Genomic DNA, 23986 nt, shown 5'->3' on the forward strand with positions numbered 1-23986 from the left:
TCAGCGCTTTTCACCCCAGCTCTGCCGCCCGCGTTCGACGATCGAGGTCACCAGCTCAGCGGGCACCGCCTGCGGCGAGCGCGGCTCCAGGGTATCGAAATGAAAGAGGTAGAGTCGGGAGGCGAACTCCTCGACCGGCAGGGAGGATTCGCCGTAGCGCTCGCCGCGTCCGTGGGTCGAAACCCGCACGCCCTGCCCCCAGTCCTGGCCGCTGTCGTTGTTGGGGTTGAAGAAGAAGACACGCATCCCGCCGTCCTGGTCCAGGGCCACCCGCGTGATGGCGATGGCGTGCCAGCCGACGAAGCGGCCCTGGCTGTCGGTGACGGCGATGCCCGCAGGCTGCGGATGGATCAGCGGACGGTTGCCGTTGTAGAGCGGATGATAGACCGCCAGAAACTCGCGCACGAAGTCCGGGTAGTCCGACAGCTTGCCGCTGGCGACGTCGACGGCGATGCGGCAGCCGCGGCCAACCCACCAGCCGTGGAACTCCGGATTGATCCAGATATGCGGATCCTGCCCACGGTCGGCGCAGCGGCGTCCCATCTCCATGTAGATGCGGTCGAGGTGCGGCACCAGCACCAGTGAGACCGGATCGACATCCAGCGGCGGCAGCCGCGCGGTATCGGCGGCGATCGCCTTCGACGACAGGGCCTGGCCTTCGAAATGCATGACGACCTCTTCATCGCGCGCCGCCCAGACCAGCATCTGCATGAGGTAATCCGGGTCGTTGTAGGCCCACATGGAAAGGGCACGCGCCGTCTGGCAGGTCGGGTTATTGCCCTGGCCGATGCCGAAGGGCTGCCCCAGGACGCAAAGCAGCCCGGCGAGCAGGAAGACCCGCGGCGGATGCGCCGTGCCGTGGACCGAGGTCAGGACCGACTCGTTGCCGGTGGACAGCGGCAGGGCGATCTGTCCCCAGAGGGCGGGCGCGATCGGCGGGCTGTAGAGGATCCCGCGCTCCAGCAGCAGGGCCAGCCCGTAGACCGCCTGGCTGGTCTCCGGATGAACCGCTTCCCGGATGAGGCTACGCACCAGACCCTGGTAGCAGAGCAGGGCGTCCTTTCCGGTGCTGCTGAGCCCGAAGGCCTGGGGCAGCAGCTCCTCGTTGCGTTCCACGATATGGCGCAGGAAGACGGGGTGGTAGGGCGACACCAGCCCGGTGTCGTACATGGCCCGGGCGAAACCCCCGGCCTCCTGGGCCAGGGCGTTGGCGTCCATGCTGGCCAGACGCTCGGCATAGACGCCGAGGCCGGGATCCTCGCGGCAGCCCAGGGTGGGGCCGTAGAGTGCGCTGATCAGACGGTCAGCCCCACGCCCGGCGGCGCCCAGGTCCACCTCGGGATTGAACATGCAGGCGGCGATCTGGCCGATCATCGCCTTGACGCCATCGACCTGGATGGGCCGCTGGGCGAGAATCCGCCAGATCTCCTCGATCAGCCGGTCCAGGATATTCTCGTAGCCGATGCGCTCGGCGAGATAGACATAGAGGTTGCGTACCACGGCCTCCGGCATCGACTGGCGCACCCGCTGCGCCTCTGTCGCCGCCCCGAACAGAACGTTCAGGTTCAGCGCCAGGACCTGCGACAGGAAGTGCTGCGCCTGCTCCGCGGTCAGCTCGGTCGACAGCAGGTCGCCGCCGGCCACGGCCAGAAAGCGGATCTCGCTCAGGTACTCGAGCGCCGCCGTCTGCTTGTCGCCGTACCACAGGGTGTTGGCCGCCAGAATGGGCTGCAGGGTTTCGGGATGCGCCCAGTCGCTGCCGGCGAAGATCCCGGCCGCCTCCAGCCGGCCGATGCGCTGGTAGAGCGCCTCCACGCCGCCCGGCAAGGCCGCCAGGCGGCGGGCCACGTCCAGAACCGCCCCCTGGTAGCTGGCCTTGGCGAAAGGGCGGGCGGACTCCAGGCGGCCCAGCGCCTGGTCCAGAAGCTCTTCCAAATGCCGACCCGACGTCGCCTCGGGCAGCGGCTCCACTTCCACGGTCATAGAATCTCCCGCGCGCCGTCGGACTTAGGCTCCGGATCAGACATAGAAATCCACCTCCTCCTGGTGCTTCAGCAACTCGCGCATCCGGTGCGGATCATCGCCGAAGAAGTATACCAGACCCCAGTGCGTGCCGAAGGCCGTGCGCTTGGGCACCTTGGCCTCGACCGGCGACATGAGCTCGTGAAACTCGAAATAGGGGTCGTTCTCGGTTTCCTCCGGAATCTCCAGGTGGCTGATCACGCGGCGGCGCGGATAGACGCCGAAGCAGCCGGCGTGTCCCTTGGCGTCGACCACCTCGCGCGGGAAGAAGGCTTCTATTTCTTCCTCCGTGGTCTTGGGGTCGAACATCAGGACCAGCCCCTGATAGGCGTTGAAACCGTAGGCGCGCTCCATCAGCTCGAAGGCGTTGAAGCCCGGCGGACGGTAAGCGACCTCGCCGAAGTACATCTTGCCGTCGTTGGTGACGAAGTATTCGGGATGGATGAAGCCGAAGTCGATGTCGAAGGTCTCGATCAGCTTCTCGATTTCCTCGGTCACGCGGGAGCGCCACTTCTCCAGCTCCGGCGAAGCCGGGATGAACACCGAATACCCCAGGGTGACGTACTCGGAGATATTCAGGAAACGGACCTTGCGGTCGTGGATGAAAGCCTCGCAGGCGAACTCGAAGCCGTCGAGGTGGCTTTCCATGAGACAGGGGAACTCGTCGTCGGGGATGTTCTCCACGTCGTCGGGCGTTTGGATCATGCGGTGGCCCAGACAGCCGGCCTTGTCGAAGGCCTTCAGGTGGATCGGATCGTTGGGATCGCCGTCGAGCTTCAGCAGCGCCTGATTGACGCGCTTGAGAAAGCGGATGACGTCCCCCTTGTCGCGGCCCTCCTCGAAGATGCCGACGCGGATGCCGCCCAGCTGCGCGCGGCGCTTCATCAGCGACTTGTCGCGGAACAGCATCGACTGGCCGAGCAGGCGCGGGTTCTCCAGCAGCACGGCGTTGATCGCTCCGGCCCATTCGACGACTTCCTCGAACAGCGGGATGGCGACGTCCACGCCCTCTTTCTTCAGGCGCATGGCGAGCTCGTGCGAACGTTCGTTGAGGCGCTCGAAATTCCAGGGGATGAAAGGGATATCGTGCTCGCGCGCGTAGTCCTCGGCCCAGTCCGGCGCGACGACGATGTAGCGCCGGTCGAAGCGGTCGATGGCGTCAATCGCCCGCAGGCTCCAGCCGAGAATCGCGACGTAGCCCTTGTCCGGGTTGTAGTCTGTTTGAGTCCGCTCTTCTTCTTCAACGACCTCCAAAGTAGTCATGCTTGCTTCCTTCCTGTGATCGGATGGATGGCGCGCGTCAGCAGGCCTGTCGGGATGCCGGTAGGAACCGGCGTAGCAGGCAGCGCTCCCGTCGGACGCGATGGTCAGAAAGGTGTCTCTGACAGGGACAAGAAGACTGCTGAGCGGGCGCAGCAACGTTGTGCCCGGCTGGCAATGAGAGGTACGGGAGACTTAGGCGAACGCCAGTGTGATTGTCTGCCACTGCCTTTCAGCATCGGCGGGACCATAACGCAGCAGCCCCCCAGCTGTCCAATCGCCGCCCTGAAGTAGATCGATTTGTGGAGCAATACAATTTAAGAGAGAGACCTAGCCGCCGACTCCTCACCCGGACCGCTTTATGTTGCGTTGCAGCATAAAGCGGTCTATCTATGCCCCCCGCGACGTCCGGCGACAGGCCGCGGCGCGGCTCACCCCTGAAACCTGAGCACTTCCTGCTGCGGCCCGGCCGGTCCGCGCGGTGCCGCCAACTGTTCCGGACCCCTGAATGCCCTCGCTCAGCGCCTACCGCGGCCAATGGCTCGGCAATATCCGCGGCGACGTCCTCTCCGGGCTGGTCGTCGCCCTGGCCCTCATTCCCGAGGCCATTGCCTTTTCCATCATCGCCGGGGTCGACCCCAAGGTGGGGCTCTACGCCTCCTTCTCCATCGCCGTGCTGGCGGCCATCACAGGCGGGCGGCCGGGCATGATCTCCGCGGCCACGGCGGCCACCGCCGTGGTCATGGTCACCCTGGTGAAGGACCACGGCCTGGAATACCTGCTGGCCGCCACGGTGCTGACCGGCATCCTGCAGATCGCCGCCGGCTTCCTGAGGCTCGGCTACCTCATGCGCTTCGTCTCGCGCTCGGTGATGACCGGCTTCGTGAACGCGCTCGCCATCCTGATCTTCATGGCCCAGCTGCCGGAGCTGATCGGCGTGCCCTGGCTGACCTACGTGATGGTCGCCGCCGGGCTCGCCATCATCTATCTCTTTCCCTTCGTCACCAAGTCGATCCCCTCGCCGCTGATCTGCATCCTGGCGCTGACCGCCGTCACCCTCGCCCTGGGCCTGGACCTGCGCACGGTCGGCGACATGGGCGAGCTGCCGTCCACCTTCCCGGTCTTCGCGCTGCCCCAGGTGCCCTTCACCTTCGAGACCCTGATGATCATCCTGCCCTATTCGGTCGCCGTGGCGGCGGTGGGTCTGCTGGAATCGCTGATGACGGCCACCATCGTCGACGACCTGACCGACACGCCCAGCAACAAGAACCAGGAGTGCATCGGCCAGGGCATCGCCAACGGCCTGACCGGCTTCATCGGCGGCATGGCGGGCTGCGCCATGATCGGCCAGTCGATGATCAACGTGAAGTCCGGTGGCCGCGGTCGCCTCTCCACCTTCTGCGCCGGCATCTTCCTGCTGTTCCTCATCGTCGTGCTGGGCGACTGGGTCAGCCGCATTCCCATGGCCGCCCTGGTCGCCATCATGATCATGGTCTCCATCGGCACCTTCAGCTGGTCGTCGATCAAGAACCTGAAGAGCCATCCGCGCAGCTCCTCGCTCGTCATGCTGGCGACGGTGGTCTGCGTCGTCCTGACCCACAACCTGGCCATCGGCGTGCTGGCCGGGGTGCTGCTCTCCGGCATCTTCTTCTCCTGGAAGATCGCCCAGATCTTCCGCGTCACCTCGACCCTTTCCGAAGACGGCCGGGCGCGGACCTATCGGGTCGAGGGCCAGGTCTTCTTCGCCTCGGCCGAGGACTTCACCGCCGCTTTCGACTTCAAGGAAGCCCTGGAGAAGGTCACCATCGACGTCAGCCGCGCGCACATCTGGGATATTTCCAGCGTCGCCGCGCTGGATATGATCGTCCTGAAGTTCCGCCGCGAAGGCGCCGAGGTCGAGATCGTCGGCCTCAACCGGGCCAGCGAGACCATCGTCGACCGCCTGGCGATCCACGACAAACCCGGGGCGCTGGAACGCCTCATGGGGCATTAGGGGGAAGCAAGACCGATGGCAAAACTCATCGCCCTGGTGGACGGTTCCATCTACTCGGAAAGCGTCTGCGACCACGCGGCCTGGATTGCCGGGCGCGGCGGCGCGGAGATCGAGCTGCTGCATGTGCTGGGCCGGCGGGAAACCTCAAGCGAGCCCGCCAACCTCAGCGGCAACATCACGCTCGGTGCCCGCACGGCCCTGCTGGAGGAACTGAGCGCACTGGACGAGCAGCGCGCCAAGCTGGCGCAAAAGCGAGGCCGCGCGATCCTGGAAGATGCCGCGGCGCGTTTGGCCGCCGGCGGCGCCGGCCGCGTGACTTCGAAGCTGCGGATCGGCGATTTCGTGGAAACCGTCGCAGAGCTGGAGCCCGGGGCCGAGATGATCGTCGTCGGCAAGCGCGGCGAAGCCGCCGACTTCGCCAAGCTGCACCTCGGCTCCAACCTGGAACGAGTGGTGCGGGCCAGCCACAAGCCGGTCTTCGTCGCGTCGCGCGCCTTCAAGCCCATCAAGCGCTTCCTCATCGCCTACGACGGCGGCACCAGCGCCATGAAGGCGATCGACTACATCGCGCGCAGCGACCTCTTCGCCGGCCTGGAGTGCCGCCTGATCTCCGTGGGCGGCGACAGTCCGGAGAATCGCAAGCGCCTGGACGACGCCAAGGCCCTGCTGGAAGGCGGCGGCTACAGGGTCGAAACCGGCATCCTGGCCGGTCAGCCGGATCGCGCCATCGCCGAGGCCGTCGAGGCGGAGGGCATCGACCTCCTGGTCATGGGGGCCTACGGCCACTCGCGCATCCGCACCCTCATCATCGGCTCGACGACGACGGAGATGCTCCGTTCCTGCAAGGTGCCGGTGGTGCTGTTCCGCTGAGGCCGGCGGGGCGCCGCTTCACTCCACCGCTTCGATGTCGAAGTATTTGACGCCCTGCGGCGTCTGCACCTCGACGCCGTCTCCGGCGGCCTTGCCCATGAGGGCGCGGGCCACCGGCGAGCCGATGGAGATCTCGCCGCGCGCCATGTCTGCCTCGTCGTAGCCGACGATGCGCACCGCGTGACTGCGATCTTCCTCGTCGATGTAGGTGACGCGCGAGCCGAAACGCACCTTGCCGTTCGCCGTCTGATCTTCCGGGCGCACCAGCGTCGCGTTCTTCAGGCGCCGCGCCAGCCAGCCGCAGCGCTTGTCGATCTGGCGCAGCCGCTGCTTGTTGTAGATGTAGTCGCCGTTCTCGCTGCGGTCGCCGTTGCCGGCGGCCCAGGAGACAATGGCGCAGACCTCGTGGCGCTCGGCCTGCAATTGCTTCAGTTCCGCCTGGAAACGGGCTAGGCCCTCGGGGGTGATCAGGGTGCGGATATCCGCTGCCATGGGGGTGCCGGCCACTCCTTGCAGGCTGGGAAAGGTACCGGCACCAAGGTTAACGCCTTGGAGCGGCAACAAAAAGATGCAAAGACCCCCGATACTCCGGCTGGCCCCGCCGCCACTTTCTGGCTAAGGTTCGCTCAAGCCTGCGGCGAGCCTCGTGCACGCCCGGGTTATCGGGGGGACAAAGCTGCCGGGGAAAAACCATGAAACGCCATAGTTTCAAGGACGGTGAGGTCATATTCCGCGAGAACGATCCCAGCGATTCGGCCTATCTCATCATGGAGGGCCAGGTCGAGATTATCCATGAGCGCAAACGTGACCAAAATACAACCGTCGCCACGCTCGGCCGCGGTGAGTATTTCGGCGAGATGGGCGTGATCGACGACAAGCCGCGCTCCGCCACGGCCCGCGCCAAGGGAGAGACATCCTGCATGTCGGTGAGCCAGGAGGAGTTCATGGACATGCTGCTCAATCGCCCCCAGGAATCCATCGAGCTGCTGAAGGTCCTCTTCGCGCGCCTGCGCAAGGCCAACGACAGGCTGCTGCTGCTGGAAGAGGCCGGAAACCAGGGCTAGCGCGCCGCTCTATCGTCTGGGCCGAACAGACGTGCTAGGCTTTTCACGCTTCAGGAAGAGGGGGCGGGAAATAGGTTAATGAAAGCGACGATGTTCGACCGCTACGGGGGCTTCGGCACCGTGCATCGCGTTGTCTTGTCCTTCTACGACAAGATGCTCGATTCCGATATCGTCGGACCTTACTTCGACGACGTCGACATGGCGGCCCTGGTCGATCACCAGACCAAATTCATCTCACAGGTCATGGGCGGCCCGGCATCCTACACCAATGAAGTGTTGGAGCAGGTCCACCGCAATATTGGCGTGACCGACGAAGCTTTCGACGAGATGGCGGGCATCCTGCGGCGGACGCTGGAGGAGTTCGAGTTCAGGGACGAGGACGTGCACAGCGTCATCGCCGACATCAACAGCCGCCGCTCCTACATCGTTTCCCGCAAATAGGCGGCCTGCCCCTCATGAGTTTCCAACTCGATACCTTCAACAAACTGCTGCTGGAGACCGTAGGCGTCGGCCTGGTGATCGCCACCTATCCCGATCTGCGGCCGGTCTTCCGCAACCACCTGGTGCTGGAGTGGTTCCCGGGCAGGGAAGAAAGCGGCGCCCAGAGCCTGGAGGCACAGATCCCCGAGCTCGACGCGCTGGCGCTGCGCGCGGCGCTGGAAGCAGGCAAGACCTACAAGGCGCCCCTGGAGGTCAAGGTGAAACGGCGTATTCACGCCCTCTCCCTGGCCGCCACACGGGCCGACATGGACGACGGCTCCTGGGTCATCATCGAGCTGCACAACGTCACCAAGGTACAGGAGCTCGAATCGATGATTTCCTCCTACTCCGGCATGGTCGAGCGGCAGAACCGCATGCTGAAGAAGGAGAAGGAGCGGGCCGAGAAGCTGCTGCTCAACATCATGCCGGAGTCGGTCTACCAGGAGCTCAAGACCTTCGGCGTGACCACGCCGCAGCGATTCGACGAGGCCTCGATCCTGATGCTCGACTTCGTCGGTTTCACCACCATGTCGGTGGAGCACGACCCCACGACCATCGTGTCGGAGCTGAACGACATCTTCACCGCCTTCGACCGCATCGCCGAGCACCAGGGCTGCGAGCGCATCAAGACCATGGGCGATGCCTATGTGGCGGTCTCCGGACTGCCCGAAGCCAACCCGGATCACGCCCAGGCCATCGCCCGCCTGGCGCTGCTTTGCCTGCGCTACCTGAAGCGGCGCAACGAGAGCCAGAAGATCAAGTGGCGCTGCCGGATCGGCCTGGCGCCGGGCCCGGTGATCGGCTCTGTCGTCGGCATCCAGAAGTACGTCTATGACATCTTCGGGCCGGGCATCAACCTGGCCGCCCGCCTGGAAGCCCTCGCCGGCCCCATGGAGATCCTGTTCAGCGAGGAAATGCACCCGCGCCTGCATGCCCAGTTCCAGATCGAGGAACGCGGCGCGGCCGAAGTGCGCGGTTTCGGACCGCGCCGGATCTACAAGCTGCTGGGCGCCGACGACCTCCACCTGCAAAGCGACCCGACGATCCTCGGCGATTGAGGCCCTGCCCTTCGCCGATTGCCGCAAGATTGAATCCTGTCCTAGAATTGCTCGCTCGGTTTTGAAAAAGGGGGGGGCATGGCGGCGGCAAGAGGTGTTCCTGCGGGAAGGCTGCCCCGGATCCTGCGCTGGCAGGCCGCGCTCCTGGCCTTATGCCTGCTGGCCGCCTGTGCCAGCTTTACCCCGCCCCAAGCGCCCCAGGACATCGGATTCCAGGCCCGCGCGGCGACACGCGCCGAGGACGGCCTGACGATCTCGGCCGCCGCGCTGGGACCGGAGGAGTCCCGCGCCGCCTTCGGGCTGCCGCTCATCGAACGCGGCATCCAGCCGGTCTGGCTGAAGGTCACCAACAGCCGCGATGCCGCGATCACGCTGCTGCCGCTGTTTTTCGACGCCCTCTACTATACCCCCGGCGAGGCCGCCTTCATCAATCACGGCTGGTTCTCCGGCGCCACCAATGCAGAGATCGACCGGCTGTTCAACGAGCGGGCCCTGCCCCTGCGTGTCGAGGCTGGGCAGACCGCCGAAGGCTTCATCTTCGGCACGCCCGACCTGGGACAGAAGGCCCTGAACCTGATCTATGTCGGCGATGGGCGCAGCTTCCGTTCCACCTTCGTGGTGCCGGTGCCCGGCCTGGCCAAGCAGCCGGTCGACCTTGGCAGCCTCTACGAGCCGGACGAGGTCCGCAATCTGACCACCGCCGCGGAATTGCGCGCGGCCCTGGAAACCCTGCCCTGCTGCGTCACCGATAAGGCCGGCGAGGTCGAGGCCGACCCCTTGAATTTCGTGGTCCTCGCCGAAGAAAGTCTCGGCCGCGCTGCCCTCATCGCCGGCGGCTGGGACCCGACGGAGGACGTAACCGGCAGCTCGGCCCTGAAAACGCTGGGATCCTTTCTCTTCGGCTCGGCCTACCGCTACTCACCGGTCAGCGACCTCTACGTCTTCGGACGCAAGCAGGACGCGGCCTTCCAGATCGCCCGCGAGGACATCCACGAGCGCAATCACCTGCGCGTCTGGCTGGCGCCGCTCACCTTCCGCGGCACGCCGGTGTGGATCGGCGCCATCAGCCGCGACATCGGCGTCATCCGCAGCGGCTTCGGCACCACCCACAAGATCGATCCCAATGTGGACGACGAGCGCTGGTACCTGGCGCAGAGCCTGGCGCGGGCCCAGGCCCTGAAACGCTTCGCCTACGTCGACGGCGGGGCGGTCTCGACGCCGGAGTCCCCGCGCAGTTCCCTGGAAGAGCGCAATGTCTTTTATTCCGACGGCCGGCGCATCGTCCTGCAGCTTTCCCCGACACCGGTGCCGCTGGACAAGATCGAGCGCTTCCGCTGGCACACCGCGGAATAGGATCAGGCTCACCCGCCGCCGAGCACCAGCACCGTCGGCTGCTTCGGCAGGTTGCGCAGCGAAACCCGGATGGTGGGCTCGCGCGCCACGCGGATGTTGAATTCCTCCGCCATGCCGGCCAGGAAGATGTTGAGGGAGCCGCTGCCGAAGAAGTGCATGGGGATCACCAGGCTGGCGCGCAGGTCCTTCAGCACCTGGATCATCGAGGGCAGGTCCAGGGTATTGCCGCCGTCGACCGGGGCGAAGACCACGTCCAGGCGCCCGATCAGGGCGAGGTGCTCCGGCGTCAGCTTGTGATGCAGATGGCCGAGGTGTCCGATGCAGAGGTCTGCCACCTCGAAGATAAAGATCGAATTGCCCTGCGGCTCCACGCCGCCGCCCCAGGCGCGGATATCCGTCGAGACATTGCGGATGAAGACGTCGTCGATGGTCAACTTGTGGACCGCGGGCCCGCCTTGCGGGTTCCAGCCGCGCAGCACATGCTCGATCTCGGGATCCGGAAAGGCCGTGAAGTGGGTCTCGTGGGCGTGGTTCATGGTGACCACCGTCGGCGCCGGGCCGGGCCCGGCATAGCCGGCGTAGTCCGTAGCGATCTCCACGCCTGCGGGGGTGCGCAGACGGAAAGTCGAGTGGGTGATATAGGTGATCTCGACCGCGCCGCCTGACTGCACCCCGGTGTAGGTCGCCGGAATGACCGAGGGCTGCTGCTCGACGAAGGCGATGCACTTGCTGGCCCGCGCTGGAGATGCCGGCAAGAGAACGAAGGACGACAGCACGGCGAGGAACATGGTCACGCCGTAAAGGAGCCTGGTCATACCATCCCTCCTTGCGGGCCCTTGTTGTGCGGAGAGAGCGTCTTCGTTCGCACGCGGCCGAAGGCCTCCCGCCGTCGCCACTGATTGTGTCAGCACACGGCAAGCCGCGCCAGGGCCTTTAACGCCCGGCAACCCTTCACGAGAACGGAACCTAGGGACCCGCGCTGCGGCTCAGCGCACCGTCAGGCAGGTCACCGGCGCCAGGTGCGACAATCTCTGCGACGTGCTGCCGAGCATGAGGGCTTGCAGGCCGGACAGACCCCGCGCACCGCTGACGATGAGATCGACCTTTTCATCCCTGGCAACGGCCAGGATGCAGTCGACCGGCTTGCCGCCCTCCAGGCGCTTCGCCACCTTTTCGGCCCCATGCTCGCGCGCCAGGTCCTCCGCGTGATCGAGGATCTGGGCGCCGACACCCCGCAGCAGGCTCTCCGGCGTGCCCGCGGAGGACTCCGAGAAGGTGACATAGGCGGGGAAGCGCCCCGCCGGCACTTCTGCGAGCGACTCAGTGAGCGGCGCACCGCCCTCGCCGGTCAGATGCTCGATCCGCGCCATGCGCCGAAGGTCGTCCGTCAGTTCGTTGCGCAGCAGCACGTGAACCAGCAACACCTCGGCCCCGTATTTCGCCGCGATGTCGGCGCCGAGCGCCACGGCCTTGCGTGCATGTTCCGAACCGTCCGTGGCGATGAGAATCTTCTTGATCATTGCCTTCCTCCCTTGCCACCGGATTGCCAGTCTCGGCGCAAGAGCAAGGCCCCGCATTGACCCACCTCAAGCAGCAAGATGCGGCGTTCTACCTGCAAGCGAGAAGGGCGCGGAAAGCGCCGCAAAGCCTGCGTTCAGGCGCTGCGCTTGGGCCGCAGCACGTGGACGTGCTTGGGATCGTAGAGCTTGGAGTCGATGAAGTCGGTCTCGCCCAGGACGCGGCCGACCAGGATGAGGGCCGTGCGCGTGATCTTGGCGGCGCGCACCTTCTCGCGGATGTCGCTCAACGTCCCGCGGATGATCTGCTGGTCGGGCCAGGAGGCGCGGTAGACCACCGCCACGGGGCAGTCGGCGCCGTAGTGGGGCGTCAGCTCCGCCTCGATGTGCTTCAGGTTGCGGATCGAGAGGTGGATGGCGAGCGTCGCGCCCGACTTGCCCAGCGTCGCCAGGTCCTCGCCTTCCGGCATGGCCGAAGCCTTCATGGTGGTGCGCGTCAGGATCACCGTCTGGCTCACCTCCGGCAGCGTCAGCTCGCTCTCCAGCGCCGCCGCCGCCGCCGCGTAGGCCGGCACGCCGGGCACGATCTCGAAGGGAATGTCGAGCGCGCGCAGGCGACGCATCTGTTCGGCGATAGCGCCGTAGAGCGAGGGATCGCCGGAGTGCACCCGCGCCACGTCCTTGCCCGCTGCGTGAGCTTTCTCGATCTCGGCGAGGATCTCGTCCAGGGTCATGGGCGCGGTATCCTTCACCGTCGCGCCTTCGGGTGCGAAGGCCACCACCTCTTCCGGCACCAGGGAGCCGGCGTAGAGCACCACGGGGCAGCGCGCGATGAGATCGCGGCCGCGCAGGGTGATGAGATCGGGCGCGCCGGGGCCGGCGCCGATGAAATAGACGGTCATGCCGCGTCCTCAGAGTTCTTTTGGGCTTTTCCCGCATAGCCCCCCTTATTGGCGTAACCTCGGGGCGTGTAGACCCAGGCACCGCCATCCGACCGCGCGACGCGCTTCGTCTCGCTGGAGCCGACCAGCACCACGGTCAGCATGTCGACCCTGTCGGGCGTCAGCTCGGCCAGATCCACCACGGTGATCGTCTCGCCGTCGCGGCCCAGGTTGCGCGCCAGCACCACCGGCGTGTCGTCGGGGCGGTGCGCGCGCAGGATCTCCACCGCCTCGGCCAGTTGCCGCGTGCGGCGCTTGGAGACGGGATTGTAGAAGGCAATGACGAAGTCGCCCTCGGCCGCGGCCGTGAGGCGGCGCTGGATCGCCTCCCAGGGGGTCAGCAGGTCGGAGAGCGAGATGGTGCAGAAGTCGTGGCCGATGGGCGCCCCGGCGCGCGCCGCCGCCGCCTGCAGGGCCGAGACGCCGGGCATGACGGTAACGCCGACACGGGCCCAGTCGGCGCGCCCGCCGCGCTCCAGCAGTTCGAAGACCAGGGTCGCCATGGCGTAGATGCCGGGATCGCCGGAGCAGACCAGCGCCACGTCGCGCCCCTCGGCGGCGAGGTCAAGGGCCACGCGCACGCGCTTTTCCTCTTCGCCCAGCTCGTAGCCGTGGCGCGCCTTGCCGGCGGCCAGCGGCCCCAGCAGGTCGAGATAGAGGCCGTAGCCGACCAGGTCACTGGCGCGCAGCACCGCGGCCTCCGCCTCCGGCGTGCGCCAGACCGCATCGCCGGGGCCGGTGCCGATGACGCTCAAGGTGCCGCGCCCGCGTCCGAGCTGCTCCGCCTCAACGATCTGCGGCGCCAGAGCGACGGCGCAGGTGGCGCGCTTGGACTTGGTCTTGGCGACCAGCAGCTCGCCCTGCGGGCCGGCGGCGGCCAGGGCCGCGCCCTCGGCGACGCCGTGGCAGCCGACCTCGCGGAACACCAGGTCGGAGGGATTGGCGAGCCGCGGCGTCTCCGCCTCCAGGGTCGCGGACTCGAAGAAGCGCGCCGGCACACCCAAGGTCTCGGCCAGGGCCAGCACCGCCGCCTCGTCGGCCTTCACGTCGAGGGAGAAGACGCCGGCGACGGCCAGCGGCGAGAGGCCGGCTTTCGCCAGGCTGTCGCGCACCAGGGTTTCCAGTTCCTCCGGCGCGGCATGGCGTTCGCAGCCGACGCCCAGGCAGAGCCGGGCCGGGTGATAAACGAGGCGCTCGGGGGCCGGGCAGCCGGTCTTCTCGGTCACCTCGATCGCCAGCGGCCCGTCTGCCGCCAGGGGCAGGCCGCTGTCGGACAGCCAGGGTGCCTCGCCCTCCAGGCGCACCGTCTTGCCGCCCAGCAGCGCCGCGGAGAAGCCCTTGTAGTCCGCGGGATTGCCGAGGCGCCAGCCGGTTGGCGGCGCGTCCAGGGCCACGGCGAAGCGGCGGTCGCCGGCGGTGGTGACGGCCGCCTCGACGCCCAGCACCTCCGCGATGGACTTCGCCAGGTCGTTAGCGCCCCGGTGGCCGCCCAGCAGGGGCACCACCGCGCCGCCGTCCTCGGCCACGGCCACCACCGGCGGTTCGGCGCGCTTGTCGGCGATCAGCGGCGCCAGGGCGCGGATCAGCGTGCCCGCCGCGCAGCAGCCGATGACGGGCCGTCCCTCCAGGAAGGCGGCCTGCACCGCCGAGGTGAAGTCGTCGAAGAAGACATCGGCCGTCTCGACCCGCCCGCGTTTTGCATGGACCAGGGCCTGGGGCAAGGCGGTCTTGAGGCGCGCGGCCAGGGCCGCGCCGCCCGGCGTCAGCACGATAATGGCGGGAGAGAGATTCAGCATGTCCAGGCCTCCCCGCGCCGGTGCACCAGGATCATGGAGAAATAGGGCGCAGACTCCTCGGCCAGCTCGGCCAGCGGCAGGATACGCTGCTCCTCCAGGGTGGCGCGCTCCACGTAGCGGGCGCGATCCAGTAGGCCCAGAAGGCCCAGAACCTTGCGCACCTTCTGCAGGTGGCGGCCGACCTTGATGATGGCCGCCGCCTCGGTGTCGCGCAGCAGCCCGGCCAGCACCTGCGGCTCCAGGGTCGCGGGCACCACGTTCAGCACGTCGTTGCGCGCGGCCAGCGGCGCGCCCAGCACGGCGGCGCAGGCGGTGAGCGACGACACGCCGGGCACCACCTCGACCTTGTGGGTCTCGGCGACGCGCCCGAAGAGGTACATGAAGGAGCCGTAGAAGAAAGGATCGCCCTCGCAGAGCGCCACCACGTCGCGGCCTGCGGCCAGATGCCCGCCGATCTCCTCCGCCGCCCAGTCGTAAACTTCCTGCGCGGGGAAACGCGCCGCCACCATGGGCATGCGGATCGCGATCTCGGTCTGCCCGCCGGGCAGGTGTTGGGCGACGATGGCGCGCGCCAGGCTGTCGCCCTCCTCCGGCGCCGGATAGGCCAGCACCGGCGCGGCCCGCAGCAGGCGCAGCGCCTTCAGGGTGATGAGCTCTGGATCGCCGGGGCCGATGCCGAGGCCGTAGAGGGTGCCGGTCATGTCTTCGTACTCGAATACTGGGTCACCGGCATCATCGGCCGCCAGCCCCGAAAGGGGCCGACCGGCTCGGCGCGGGAAACGGCGATCCGCGTGAGGCTGCCGCCGTGCTGCTTCTGCCAGTCCAGCAGCGCCGCCTCCCCCTCCAGGGTCACGGCATTGGCGACCAGGCGACCGCCGGGTTTCAGCTTGGTCCAGCAGACCTCGATCAGGCCGGGGTTGGAGACGCCGCCGCCGATGAAGACGGCGTCGGGCGCTTCCAGCCCGTAGAGCGCCTCCGGCGCCTCCCCGGCGACGATCTGCAGCAGGGGCGTGCCCAGGCCCTCGGCGTTCTCGGCGATCATGGCGCGGCGCTCCGCCTTGCGCTCGACGGCCACGGCGCGGGCGCGCGGCGCGGCGCGCATCCACTCCACCGCGACCGAGCCGCAGCCGGCGCCGACGTCCCACAGCAACTGCCCCGGGACGGGCATGAGCGCCGAGAGCGTGGCCGCGCGCACTTCGCGCTTGGTCATCTGGCCGTCGTGTCGGAAGGCGTCGTCGGGCAGACCCGGCGTGCGCGGCAGCAGAGGCGCGTCCGGAGTAGCGATGCAGTCGACGGCGATGGTGTTGAGATCGGCAAGGTCGTTGGCGCTCCACTGCGCCGCCGTACCGTCGAGTCGCCGTTCCTTTTCGCCGTCCAAATGCTCGAGCACGGTGACGGGCGAATCTCCGTAGCCGCGTTCGGTCAGCAGGCTAGCGACGGCGGCGGGCGTCGCGGCGTCCTCGCTGAGGATGAGCAGCTTGGCGTTCGGTTGGATGTAGGGATGCAGCATCGCGAGGGGGCGGCCGTGCAGCGTGAGGCAGTCGACCTCCGCCAGGGGCCAGCCGATCCGGGCGGCCGACAAAGTGAACGCCGACCGCCCGGGCAGGATGGCAATCTCGCTACGCCGGATTCGTTTAAGCAGCGAGACACCGACCCCATACCACAAAGGATCGCCGGATGCCAAAACGCAAACGCGCGTACCGCGACGAGATTCGATTTCGTCGAGCAGCGCGGAGAGGGGTGACGGCCAGACGAGACGCTCGCGTTCGTCCTGCGGCAGCATCGCCAGGTGACGCTCGCCGCCGACGAGAACCTCCGCATCCTCGACCAGAGCGCGCGCCGGCGCGGTGAGTCCGGCAAGACCGTCTTCGCCGATGCCGACGATGGAAAGCCAGGGTTTCGCCTCGTCCAACATGACGATCAGAGTCCCGCGCGCGCCAGCGCGTTCACCGCCGCCGCCGCCATGGCGCTGCCGCCGCGCCGGCCGCGCAGCGTGAGGTAGGGCACCTCAAGGTCACCGGCGATCAGCGCGTCTTTGGATTCGGCGGCGCCGACGAAGCCGACGGGGAAGGCCAGGATCACCGCCGGGCGCGGCGCACCCTGGGCGAGTGTTTCCATCAGGCGGTAAAGCGCCGTCGGTGCATTGCCGATGGCGACCACCGCGCCGCGCACCTCATCCGCCCAGAGATCGACGGCGGCGGCCGAACGCGTGGTGCCGAGGCGCTTGGCCAGGTCGGGCGTGCGCGGATCGTTCAAGGTGCAGAGGACGCGGTTGCCGGCCGGCAGGCGTGCGCGGGTGACCCCGTCGGCCACCATCTCGCAGTCGGCCAGCACGGTCGCGCCCGCCTGGAGCGCCGCCCTTCCGGCGCCCACCACGTCGCCCGAATAGGCCAGGTCCGGCGTGATCTCCGGCATGCCGCAGGCATGCACCACCCTGAGCGCGATCTCGCCGAGGTCTTCCGGCAGGGCCGAAAGGTCGGTCTCCGCGCGCACGATCTCGAAGGAGCGCCGGGTGATCTCCCGCGGGTCACGGATGTAGTCCTGACCGTTGTCGTCGAGGGTGGAGGTCACGCCGTCTTCTTCTTCATGCTGACCGGCCCATGGGGATGGTCGGCGTGGGGATAGGGGTGATGGTGGTGATCGTGCGAATGCCCGTGATCATGGCGATGATGATGGTCGTGATCATGCGTGTGGCCATGGTCGTGATTGTGGCTGTGCTCCGCCTGTCCGGTGCCGATGCCCTCCACGTGGTGGTGGTGGCTTTCCTGGGCCAGGCCGACCTCCGCCTCGAAGCCCAGCACCTGCTCGCGGTACTTGCAGAGCTTGCAGTTCATCAGGTTCTCGCCGTCCAGGATCTCCTGCACCCGCTCGGCGAAGGCGTCCAGCACCGCCGGGTGGTCGTTCAGGTAGCCAGCCTTGACGAACTCGATCTCCGGATGGCGCGCGGCGACCTGGTCGGTGAAATCGTAGATGCGCTTCACCAGGATGCCGGTGAAGAGGAAGTAGGGGAAGACGACGATGCGCCTATAGCCGAGGCGCGCCGCATGCTCCAAACCCGGCTCGACCAGGGGGAAGGTGACCCCGGAATAGCAGGTCTCGCCCCAGCCGAAGCCGAAGCCTTCCCACAGCAGGCGCATGACCTTGGCGACGTTGGAGTTGGCGTCGGGGTCGGAGGCGCCGCGGCCCACCACCATCAGCAGGGTCTCGTGGCGCGGCACGTCGTCGCCCCCGGAGCGATCGGCCGCCTCAAGAGCCGCTTCGATACGCGCGCCGGCGGCCTTGATCAGCTTGGGATCGATGGCCAGCTCGCGACCGTAGTCGATGATCATCTCCGGGTGCTGGGCCTGGTAGGTGTTCAGCACCGAGGGGATGTCGTTCTTGGCATGGCCGGCGGCGAAGAGCATGCCCGGCACCGCGAGGCAGCGGGTGACGCCCTTCTCGCGCAGCTTGTCGAGCCCGGTACGGATGATTGGCGTGGCGAACTCCAGGAAGCCGCTCTCGACCTCGTACTGGGGCAGGCGTTCGCGGATGCCTCGGGCGACGGCCTCGAACTCGCGCACCGCGCCCTCGTCGCGGCTGCCGTGCCCGCAGACCATTACGCCGATCTTGCTCATGTGCTTCTCCTCTACGCCTGCCCTCGCCTAGCCTGGAGGGGCTCTTTTCTTCGTCGCGGCGGACTTTACGGGGCCATCCGGGGGCGGGGCAAAGGGAAATCGGCCACCTCCCCTGCTCTCCTGGCCCCCCGCGCGATATCCAAGACCCGGTCGAGGTCCAGGTGCGCCTCCAGATGCGCCGCGAGCTGGTCCAGCACCGCCTCTACCTGGGTGTCATAGGCGAGGCCCGAGGCCGCGCGGTCCTTCAGGGCGCCCAGGAAGGCGGCACGGAAGGCGTCGGCGGCGAAGAGGCCGTGCAGGTAGCAGCCGGCCACCTTGCCGTCGGCCGAGACGGCGCCTTCCCGGCGGCTGCCCCCCGCCTCGTTGGCCAGATCGAGGAAGGGCCGCGTCAGGCCGGCCCCCTGGGTGACCCCGACGTGCATCTCGTAGCCCTGCAGAGCGGCGGCGCTCTCCAAGTGGATGCCCCGCACTTCCTTGAGAGCCTTGTCGCCAGTGAGCACCGTCTCCACGTCGAGCAGGCCCAGGCCCTCGGCTTCCCGGCCCCTGGGCCCCTCGATGCCCTCGGGGTCCGCGACCCTGCGGCCCAGCATCTGGTAACCGCCGCAGATCCCGAGCACCCGCCCGCCGCGGCGCAGGTGCGCGGCCAGGTCGATATCCCAGCCCTGCGCGCGCAGGAAGGCGAGGTCGGCCAGGGTCGCCTTGGAGCCCGGCAGGACGACGAGGTCGGCGTCGCCCGGCAGGGCGCGCCCCGCCTCGACGAAGTCCACCGCCACGTCGGGCTCGGCGATCAGGGGGTCCAGGTCGTCGAAGTTGGCGATGCGCGCGAGCTGCGGCACCGCCACCTTGATGGCGCGGCCTTGCGCCGCTTCCGCGCGCGACAGGGCCACCGCGTCCTCCGCCGGCAGCTTCGATGCTGCCGGGAAGAAAGGCACCACGCCCAGCGACGGCCAGCCGGTGCGCGCGGTGATGATCGCCAGGCCCTCGTCGAAGAGGCTGACGTCACCGCGGAACTTGTTCACCACGTAGCCGGCGATGCGGGCCGCCTCGGCCTCGCCCAAGACGACGTGGCTGCCCACCAGGGTGGCGATGACGCCGCCGCGGTCGATGTCGGCGACCAGGATGACCGGCAGGTCCGCGGCCTCGGCGAAGCCCATGTTGGCGATGTCGCCATTGCGCAGATTCACCTCCGCCGGGCTGCCCGCGCCTTCGACGATCACCAGGTCGGCCTCATCCCCGAGGCGCCGGAAGCTTTCCAGCACCTTGGGCAGCAGTTCGCCCTTCATCGCCTGATAATCGCGCGCCTTGGCGTTGCCGAGAATCCTGCCCTGCACCACCACCTGGGCGCCGACCTCGCTCTGCGGCTTCAGCAACACCGGGTTCATGTCGGTGGTGGCGGGCACCCCGCAGGCGCGCGCCTGCAGCGCCTGGGCGCGGCCGATCTCGCCGCCGTCCGCCGTCACCGCGGCGTTGTTGGACATGTTCTGCGGCTTGAAGGGCCGCACGCTGAGGCCGCGCTTGGTGAAGGCGCGGCAAAGCCCGGCCACCAGCAGGGACTTGCCGACATCGGAGCCGGTTCCCTGCACCATGATGGCCGGAGTCTTCTCCATCAGAACTCGATGCCCAGTTGGGCCTTCACACCCTGCTCGCGGAAGGGATGCTTCACCTGGGTCATCTCGGTCACCAGGTCCGCGGCCTCGATCAGCGGCTCCTTGGCGTTGCGGCCGGTGACGATGACGTGCAGCATCTCCGGACGGCCCTCCAGGAACTCGACGACCTCCTGCAGCGGCAGGTAGTCGTAGCGCAGCACGATGTTCAGCTCGTCCAGCAGGATCATGTCGTAGGGACGGTCTTCGCCCCGGCAGGCGTCGATCATTTCCTTGGCCATCTCCCAGGCGCCCTTGGCGGCGGCGATGTCACGGGCGCGGTCCTGGGTGTCCCAGGTGAAGCCCTCGCCCATGGCCTTGATGGTCACCTGGTCGCCGAACTTCTCCAGAGCGTGACGCTCACCGGTCTCCCACTTGCCCTTCACGAACTGCACGATGCCGACCTTCATGCCGTTGCCCAGTGCGCGGAACACCAGGCCGAAGGCCGCCGTCGACTTGCCCTTGCCCTTGCCGGTATGGACGATCAGCAGGCCCTTCTCCTTGGTCTTGTCGGCCAGCATCTTCTCCCGCGCGGCCTTGCGCTTCTTGGCCTTCTCGTTGGCGCGGGCGTTGACTTCCTCTTCGGTGAGCTCTGGCACTATTCGGCGACCTCCAATTTTCTCAGGGTGTTCAGCTCGGCGGCGGCGGAGTTGGAGCGCGGGCGCCAGAGGCCGCGTTCCTGCGCCTCGTTCAGCCGCTCGGCCATCTCCGTGAGCGCCGCCGGATTGTGGGCTTCCAGGAAGTCTCGCACAGCCGCGTCCTCCAGGTAAGCCGCATAGACCGCGTCGAAGTGGTGGTCGGCGACCGCGCCGGTGGTGGCGGCGAAGGCGAAGAGGTAGTCCACCGTCGCCGCCATCTCGAAGGCGCCTTTGTAGCCGTGGCGCATGACGCCGGCGATCCACTTGGGATTGACCACGCGGGCGCGCACCACGCGGGCGATCTCCTCCTCCAGGGTGCGGATCTTCGGGCTCTCGGGCCGCGAGTGATCGTTGTGGTAGATGACGGGCCGCGCGCCGGAGAGATGCTCCACCGCCGCCGTGAGACCGCCTTCGAATTGGTAGTAGTCGTCGGAGTCCAGCAGGTCGTGCTCGCGGTTGTCCTGGTTGTGGACCACGGCCTCCACCTTGCCGAGGCGGTCCTCGAACAGCCCTTGCGCCGCCTGGCCGCCGGCCCCCGCCCCGTAGGCATAGCCGCCCCAGGCAAGGTAGGCCTTGGCGAGGTCCGCCGCCTCGCGCCAGCCGCGCTCGTCGATGAGGGCCTGCAGGCCCGCCCCGTAGGCCCCGGGCTTGGAGCCGAAGACGCGGAAGCCGGCGCGCCGCGCGGCCTCCTCCTCCGAGGCACCTTCGGCAACCATCTTCGCCTTGTCCTCGGCCACTTGCGCCGCCAGGGGGTTCTGCTCCGGCGGTTCGTCGAGGGCGGCGACGGCGCGGGCCGCCGAGTCCACCAGGTCGATCTGCGCCGGGAAGGCGTCGCGGAAGAAGCCGGAGACCCTTAGGGTCACGTCGACGCGCGGCCGGTCGAGGACCGACAGCGGCAGGATCTCGAAGCCGGTGATGCGCCGCGAGGCGGTCTCCCAGGTCGGCTTCACCCCCATGAGGGCCAACGCCTGGGCGATGTCGTCGCCGCCGGTGCGCATATTGGCGGTGCCCCAGGCGGAAAGCGCCAGGCGGCGCGGCCAGGCGCCTTCCTCCTGCCTATGGCGCAGCAGCAGTCGTTCGGCGGAAGCCCAACCGAGTTGCCAGGCCGCCGGGGTCGGCACCGTGCGGGTATCGACGGAGTAGAAGTTGCGGCCCGTCGGCAGCACGTCGAGGCGTCCGCGGGTCGGCGCCCCCGACGGCCCCGGTTCGACGAAGCGGCCCTTGAGGCCGGTCAGGATGCCGGCGATCTCGGCGTCACCCGACGACAGCACGGCAGGGCGCACGACGCTGTCGATCTTCGCCAATACCGCCGCCGTGCGGGTCCAGGCCGGGTCGGCCTTGCGCGCGCCCTCCACCAGGGCCTGCGCCAGGTCTTCCAGGCGCTCCACGGTGTCGCCCTGCGTGCGCCAGCCTTTCGCCTCGCCCAGCGCCGCCGGGCGCGGGCCGGTCCAGGACTCGCCCAGGACGCAATCCAGCGGGTCGAAGTTCTCGAGGCCCCCCTTCGACAGATTGAGGTCCGCCGCCAGCGCGCGGATCAAGGAGGCGTCGCCGCCCTCCCCCTTGCCGCGCGGCAGGCGGGTTAAAGCGACCAGCAGGTCGCTGAGCTGCCGGCCCTCCGGCGCCTGCCCGAAGATGTGCAGGCCGTCGCGGATCTGCAGTTCCTTCAGCTCGCAGAGGTGGTTGTCGAGCTTGCCCAGCGCCGTATCCGGATCGTCCCCGGCCGCGATGCCGCAGTCCTTGTCGAGGCCGGTCGTGGCGGAAAGCTCCAGGATCTCCTCGCGCAGCACCTTGAGGCGGCGCGGGTCGAGCCCGGAGGCTTCGTAGTACTCGTCCACCAGGCGCTCCAGCTCGGCCAGCGGCCCGTAGCTCTCGGCGCGGGTCAGCGGCGGGGTCAGGTGGTCGACGATCACCGCCTGGGCGCGGCGCTTGGCCTGGGTGCCCTCGCCCGGATCGTTGACGATGAAGGGATAGAGATGCGGCAGCGGCCCGAAGACCGCTTCCGGGAAGCAGGCCGCACTGAGCGCCAGGGCCTTGCCCGGCAGCCATTCCATGTTGCCGTGCTTGCCCATGTGGACCACCGCCTGTACGCCCCCTCCCGCACCGGCCGCCTCGCGCAGCCAGGCATAGAAAGCGAGGTAGCCATGCGGCGGCACCAGGTCCGGGTCGTGATAGCTGGCAACGGGATCAATGTTGTAGCCGCGCGCAGGTTGCAGGCCGATCACCACCTTGCCGAGGCTGAAGGCGGCGAGACGGAAACTGTCGCCCTCGACGAAGGGATCGCTCTCCGGCGCGCCCCAGCGGACGGTGACCGCCTCCTGCACTTGTTCCGGAAGCTTCGAGAAGAAGCGCTTGTAGGCGGCAAGGTCATAGAGCTCGCCGCCGGGGCGCCGGGCACGGTCGGTCAGGTCGTTGGTCGGCCCCGCCGCCAGACGCTCGATCAGGGCCTGGCCGTCGGGCGGCAGCTCGCCGCAGTCATAGCCCTCGGCCTGCAAGGCGCGCAGCAGGTTCATGGTGCCGGCCGGCGTATCCAGGCCCACCCCGTTGCCCAGGCGCCCGTCGCGGTTGGGGTAGTTGGCCAGCACCACCGCGAGGCGGCGCTTGGCCGCGGGCAGGCGGCGCAGGCGCAGCCAGTTGGCGGCCAGCGCGGCGACGAAGTCGATGCGGTCGGCCAGCGGCTCGTAGGCCACCACGGAGGTCTGGGTCGCCGGGTCCCAGCGCGCTTCGCCCTTGAAGGAGACGGCGCGGCTCAGCACCCGGCCGTCGACCTCCGGCAGGGCGACGTTCATGGCGATGTCGCGCGCCGAGAGGCCGGTGGTGCCCTTCCCCCAGGCCTCGGCGTTGCCGCCGGAGAAGACCACCTGCAGCACCGGGCCGTCACAGGCGTCGAAGGGCGTGTCGGCCCGCGCCGCACCCGGCGCCGAGAGCGCGAAGCCGGTGGCGTTCAAGACGATCTCGCAGGAGGATTCCGTCAGCAGGCCGCGCACCACCTCCGCCGACTGGGCGTCCTTCAGAGAGTTGCAGTAGAGCGGCAGCGGGTTGATGCCTTGCTGGCGCAGCGCGGCGATGAGGGCGTCGACCGGCGCCAGGTTGCCGGCCTGCAGCAGCGCCCGGTAGAAGACGATGGCCGCCACGGGGGCCGCCGTGCGCCACTCGGCACGCAGGTCGTCCAGGCCCGGCTGGGTCCTGCCCGGCCAGTAGAGCCCGGCGCGCAGCAGCGGGCGCGGCTCCTGCCAGTCGCTGTCGTGCCCGAGGAGACTGGCGGCGTAGGCCAGCAGGTTGCGGGCGTTCTCCGGCCCGCCCTCGATGCAGTAGCGCCACAGGCGAAAGGCCGCCTCCTCCTCCAGGGTCGAGAAAGCCGAGAGGCCCGGGTCAGGCTGCTCGTCGCCGGGCAGCATGGCGAGCTTGATGCCCTTGGCCCGGCAGGCGGCGTGGATCTGCTCGACGCCGTAGGGCCAGTAGCTCTCCCCACCCAGCAGGCGCACCACCACCAGCTTCGCCCCGGATATCACCTGCTCGACATAGAGGTCGACCGACATGTTGTGGCCGAGCTGCATGAGGTTGGCGAGGCGCAGGCTGGGCGCGTCCCCGCCCAGCGTGGCTTGCGCGGCGGAGAGCGCCGCCAGCTCGGTGTCGGCCGCCGAGAGGAAGACGATGTCGCCGGGGTCCTGGCCCAGGTCGACCGCCTCCGAGCCGTCGGTGACGGCGCCGGGCGTGGCCTGGAGGAGATGCATGACCCT

Annotated in this window: 20 protein-coding genes; 6 read left to right on the top strand and 14 right to left on the bottom strand. The window is 68.3% G+C overall.

Going from position 1 to position 23986, the window contains the following annotated elements; all coding sequences use genetic code 11:
* On the bottom strand, nt 1–1983 hold the full coding sequence (locus H7X47_RS18640; protein WP_193370242.1) for a hypothetical protein: 1983 nt from the start codon (nt 1981–1983) through the stop codon (nt 1–3).
* A gap of 36 nt (nt 1984–2019) precedes the next feature.
* Nucleotides 2020–3285, bottom strand: coding sequence for an ATP-grasp domain-containing protein (locus tag H7X47_RS18645; protein ID WP_193370243.1), 1266 nt, complete (start codon nt 3283–3285; stop codon nt 2020–2022).
* A 505-nt stretch (nt 3286–3790) separates the two neighbouring features.
* Between H7X47_RS18645 and H7X47_RS18650 the strand changes: the two genes are divergently transcribed.
* Nucleotides 3791–5275 carry a SulP family inorganic anion transporter gene (locus H7X47_RS18650; RefSeq protein WP_193370244.1) on the top strand — a complete coding sequence of 495 codons (1485 nt, stop codon included), beginning with the start codon at nt 3791–3793 and terminating at the stop codon, nt 5273–5275.
* 15 nt (nt 5276–5290) lie between these two features.
* Nucleotides 5291–6145, top strand: coding sequence for a universal stress protein (locus tag H7X47_RS18655; RefSeq protein WP_193370245.1), 855 nt, complete (start codon nt 5291–5293; stop codon nt 6143–6145).
* 18 nt (nt 6146–6163) lie between these two features.
* Here the strand turns inward: H7X47_RS18655 and H7X47_RS18660 are convergent, their stop codons facing one another.
* A complete protein-coding gene (locus H7X47_RS18660; RefSeq protein WP_193370246.1) occupies nt 6164–6637 on the bottom strand; it encodes a GreA/GreB family elongation factor in 474 nt (157 codons plus the stop codon).
* Between the two features lie 200 nt (nt 6638–6837).
* Here H7X47_RS18660 and H7X47_RS18665 point away from each other — a divergent pair, with 200 nt between their 5' ends.
* The 4 genes from H7X47_RS18665 (at nt 6838) to H7X47_RS18680 (ending at nt 10100) form a co-directional block, all read left to right on the top strand.
* Complete coding sequence (locus H7X47_RS18665) at nt 6838–7209, top strand: cyclic nucleotide-binding domain-containing protein (protein ID WP_193370247.1); 372 nt, start codon at nt 6838–6840, stop codon at nt 7207–7209.
* A gap of 78 nt (nt 7210–7287) precedes the next feature.
* Entirely contained in the window at nt 7288–7650 is a 363-nt protein-coding gene (locus H7X47_RS18670; RefSeq protein WP_193370248.1) for a group I truncated hemoglobin, read from the top strand.
* Nucleotides 7651–7664: 14 nt separating this feature from the next.
* The gene (locus H7X47_RS18675; protein WP_193370249.1) at nt 7665–8747 is read left to right on the top strand and encodes an adenylate/guanylate cyclase domain-containing protein; all 1083 of its coding nucleotides are present in this window, start codon (nt 7665–7667) and stop codon (nt 8745–8747) included.
* A gap of 78 nt (nt 8748–8825) precedes the next feature.
* On the top strand, nt 8826–10100 hold the full coding sequence (locus H7X47_RS18680; RefSeq protein WP_193370250.1) for an LssY C-terminal domain-containing protein: 1275 nt from the start codon (nt 8826–8828) through the stop codon (nt 10098–10100).
* An 8-nt stretch (nt 10101–10108) separates the two neighbouring features.
* Here the strand turns inward: H7X47_RS18680 and H7X47_RS18685 are convergent, their stop codons facing one another.
* From H7X47_RS18685 to cobN, 11 genes are all read right to left on the bottom strand, one after another.
* Nucleotides 10109–10915 (bottom strand): MBL fold metallo-hydrolase, encoded by an 807-nt coding sequence (locus H7X47_RS18685; protein ID WP_227010607.1) that lies wholly within the window; start codon nt 10913–10915, stop codon nt 10109–10111.
* A 171-nt stretch (nt 10916–11086) separates the two neighbouring features.
* Complete coding sequence (locus tag H7X47_RS18690) at nt 11087–11620, bottom strand: universal stress protein (protein WP_193370251.1); 534 nt, start codon at nt 11618–11620, stop codon at nt 11087–11089.
* Nucleotides 11621–11754: 134 nt separating this feature from the next.
* Entirely contained in the window at nt 11755–12519 is a 765-nt protein-coding gene (gene cobM, locus H7X47_RS18695) for a precorrin-4 C(11)-methyltransferase (protein ID WP_193370252.1), read from the bottom strand.
* A complete protein-coding gene (gene cobJ, locus H7X47_RS18700) occupies nt 12516–14354 on the bottom strand; it encodes a precorrin-3B C(17)-methyltransferase (RefSeq protein ID WP_193370253.1) in 1839 nt (612 codons plus the stop codon). Before cobJ ends, cobM begins: the two co-directional genes overlap by 4 nt.
* Nucleotides 14348–15055 carry a precorrin-2 C(20)-methyltransferase gene (gene cobI, locus H7X47_RS18705; protein ID WP_193370254.1) on the bottom strand — a complete coding sequence of 236 codons (708 nt, stop codon included), beginning with the start codon at nt 15053–15055 and terminating at the stop codon, nt 14348–14350. The genes cobJ and cobI overlap by 7 nt, the downstream gene beginning before the upstream one ends.
* Nucleotides 15052–16269 carry a precorrin-6y C5,15-methyltransferase (decarboxylating) subunit CbiE gene (gene cbiE, locus H7X47_RS18710; RefSeq protein ID WP_193370255.1) on the bottom strand — a complete coding sequence of 406 codons (1218 nt, stop codon included), beginning with the start codon at nt 16267–16269 and terminating at the stop codon, nt 15052–15054. The genes cobI and cbiE overlap by 4 nt, the downstream gene beginning before the upstream one ends.
* A gap of 5 nt (nt 16270–16274) precedes the next feature.
* Nucleotides 16275–16925, bottom strand: a complete 651-nt coding sequence (locus H7X47_RS18715; protein ID WP_193370256.1) for a precorrin-8X methylmutase — start codon at nt 16923–16925, stop codon at nt 16275–16277.
* Nucleotides 16922–17968 (bottom strand): sirohydrochlorin chelatase, encoded by a 1047-nt coding sequence (locus H7X47_RS18720; RefSeq protein ID WP_193370257.1) that lies wholly within the window; start codon nt 17966–17968, stop codon nt 16922–16924. The genes H7X47_RS18715 and H7X47_RS18720 overlap by 4 nt, the downstream gene beginning before the upstream one ends.
* A 65-nt stretch (nt 17969–18033) precedes the next feature.
* The gene (locus H7X47_RS18725; protein ID WP_227010608.1) at nt 18034–19575 is read right to left on the bottom strand and encodes a cobyric acid synthase; all 1542 of its coding nucleotides are present in this window, start codon (nt 19573–19575) and stop codon (nt 18034–18036) included.
* Nucleotides 19575–20210: a cob(I)yrinic acid a,c-diamide adenosyltransferase gene (cobO, locus tag H7X47_RS18730; protein WP_319633634.1), complete on the bottom strand. Its 636-nt coding sequence runs from the start codon at nt 20208–20210 to the stop codon at nt 19575–19577. Before cobO ends, H7X47_RS18725 begins: the two co-directional genes overlap by 1 nt.
* Complete coding sequence (gene cobN / locus H7X47_RS18735) at nt 20210–23980, bottom strand: cobaltochelatase subunit CobN (protein WP_193370258.1); 3771 nt, start codon at nt 23978–23980, stop codon at nt 20210–20212. Before cobN ends, cobO begins: the two co-directional genes overlap by 1 nt.
* Between the last annotated feature and the right edge of the window lie 6 nt (nt 23981–23986).

The sequence above is a fragment of the Pelagibius marinus genome (assembly GCF_014925385.1).
Taxonomy (GTDB): Bacteria; Pseudomonadota; Alphaproteobacteria; order Kiloniellales; family Kiloniellaceae; genus Pelagibius; species Pelagibius marinus.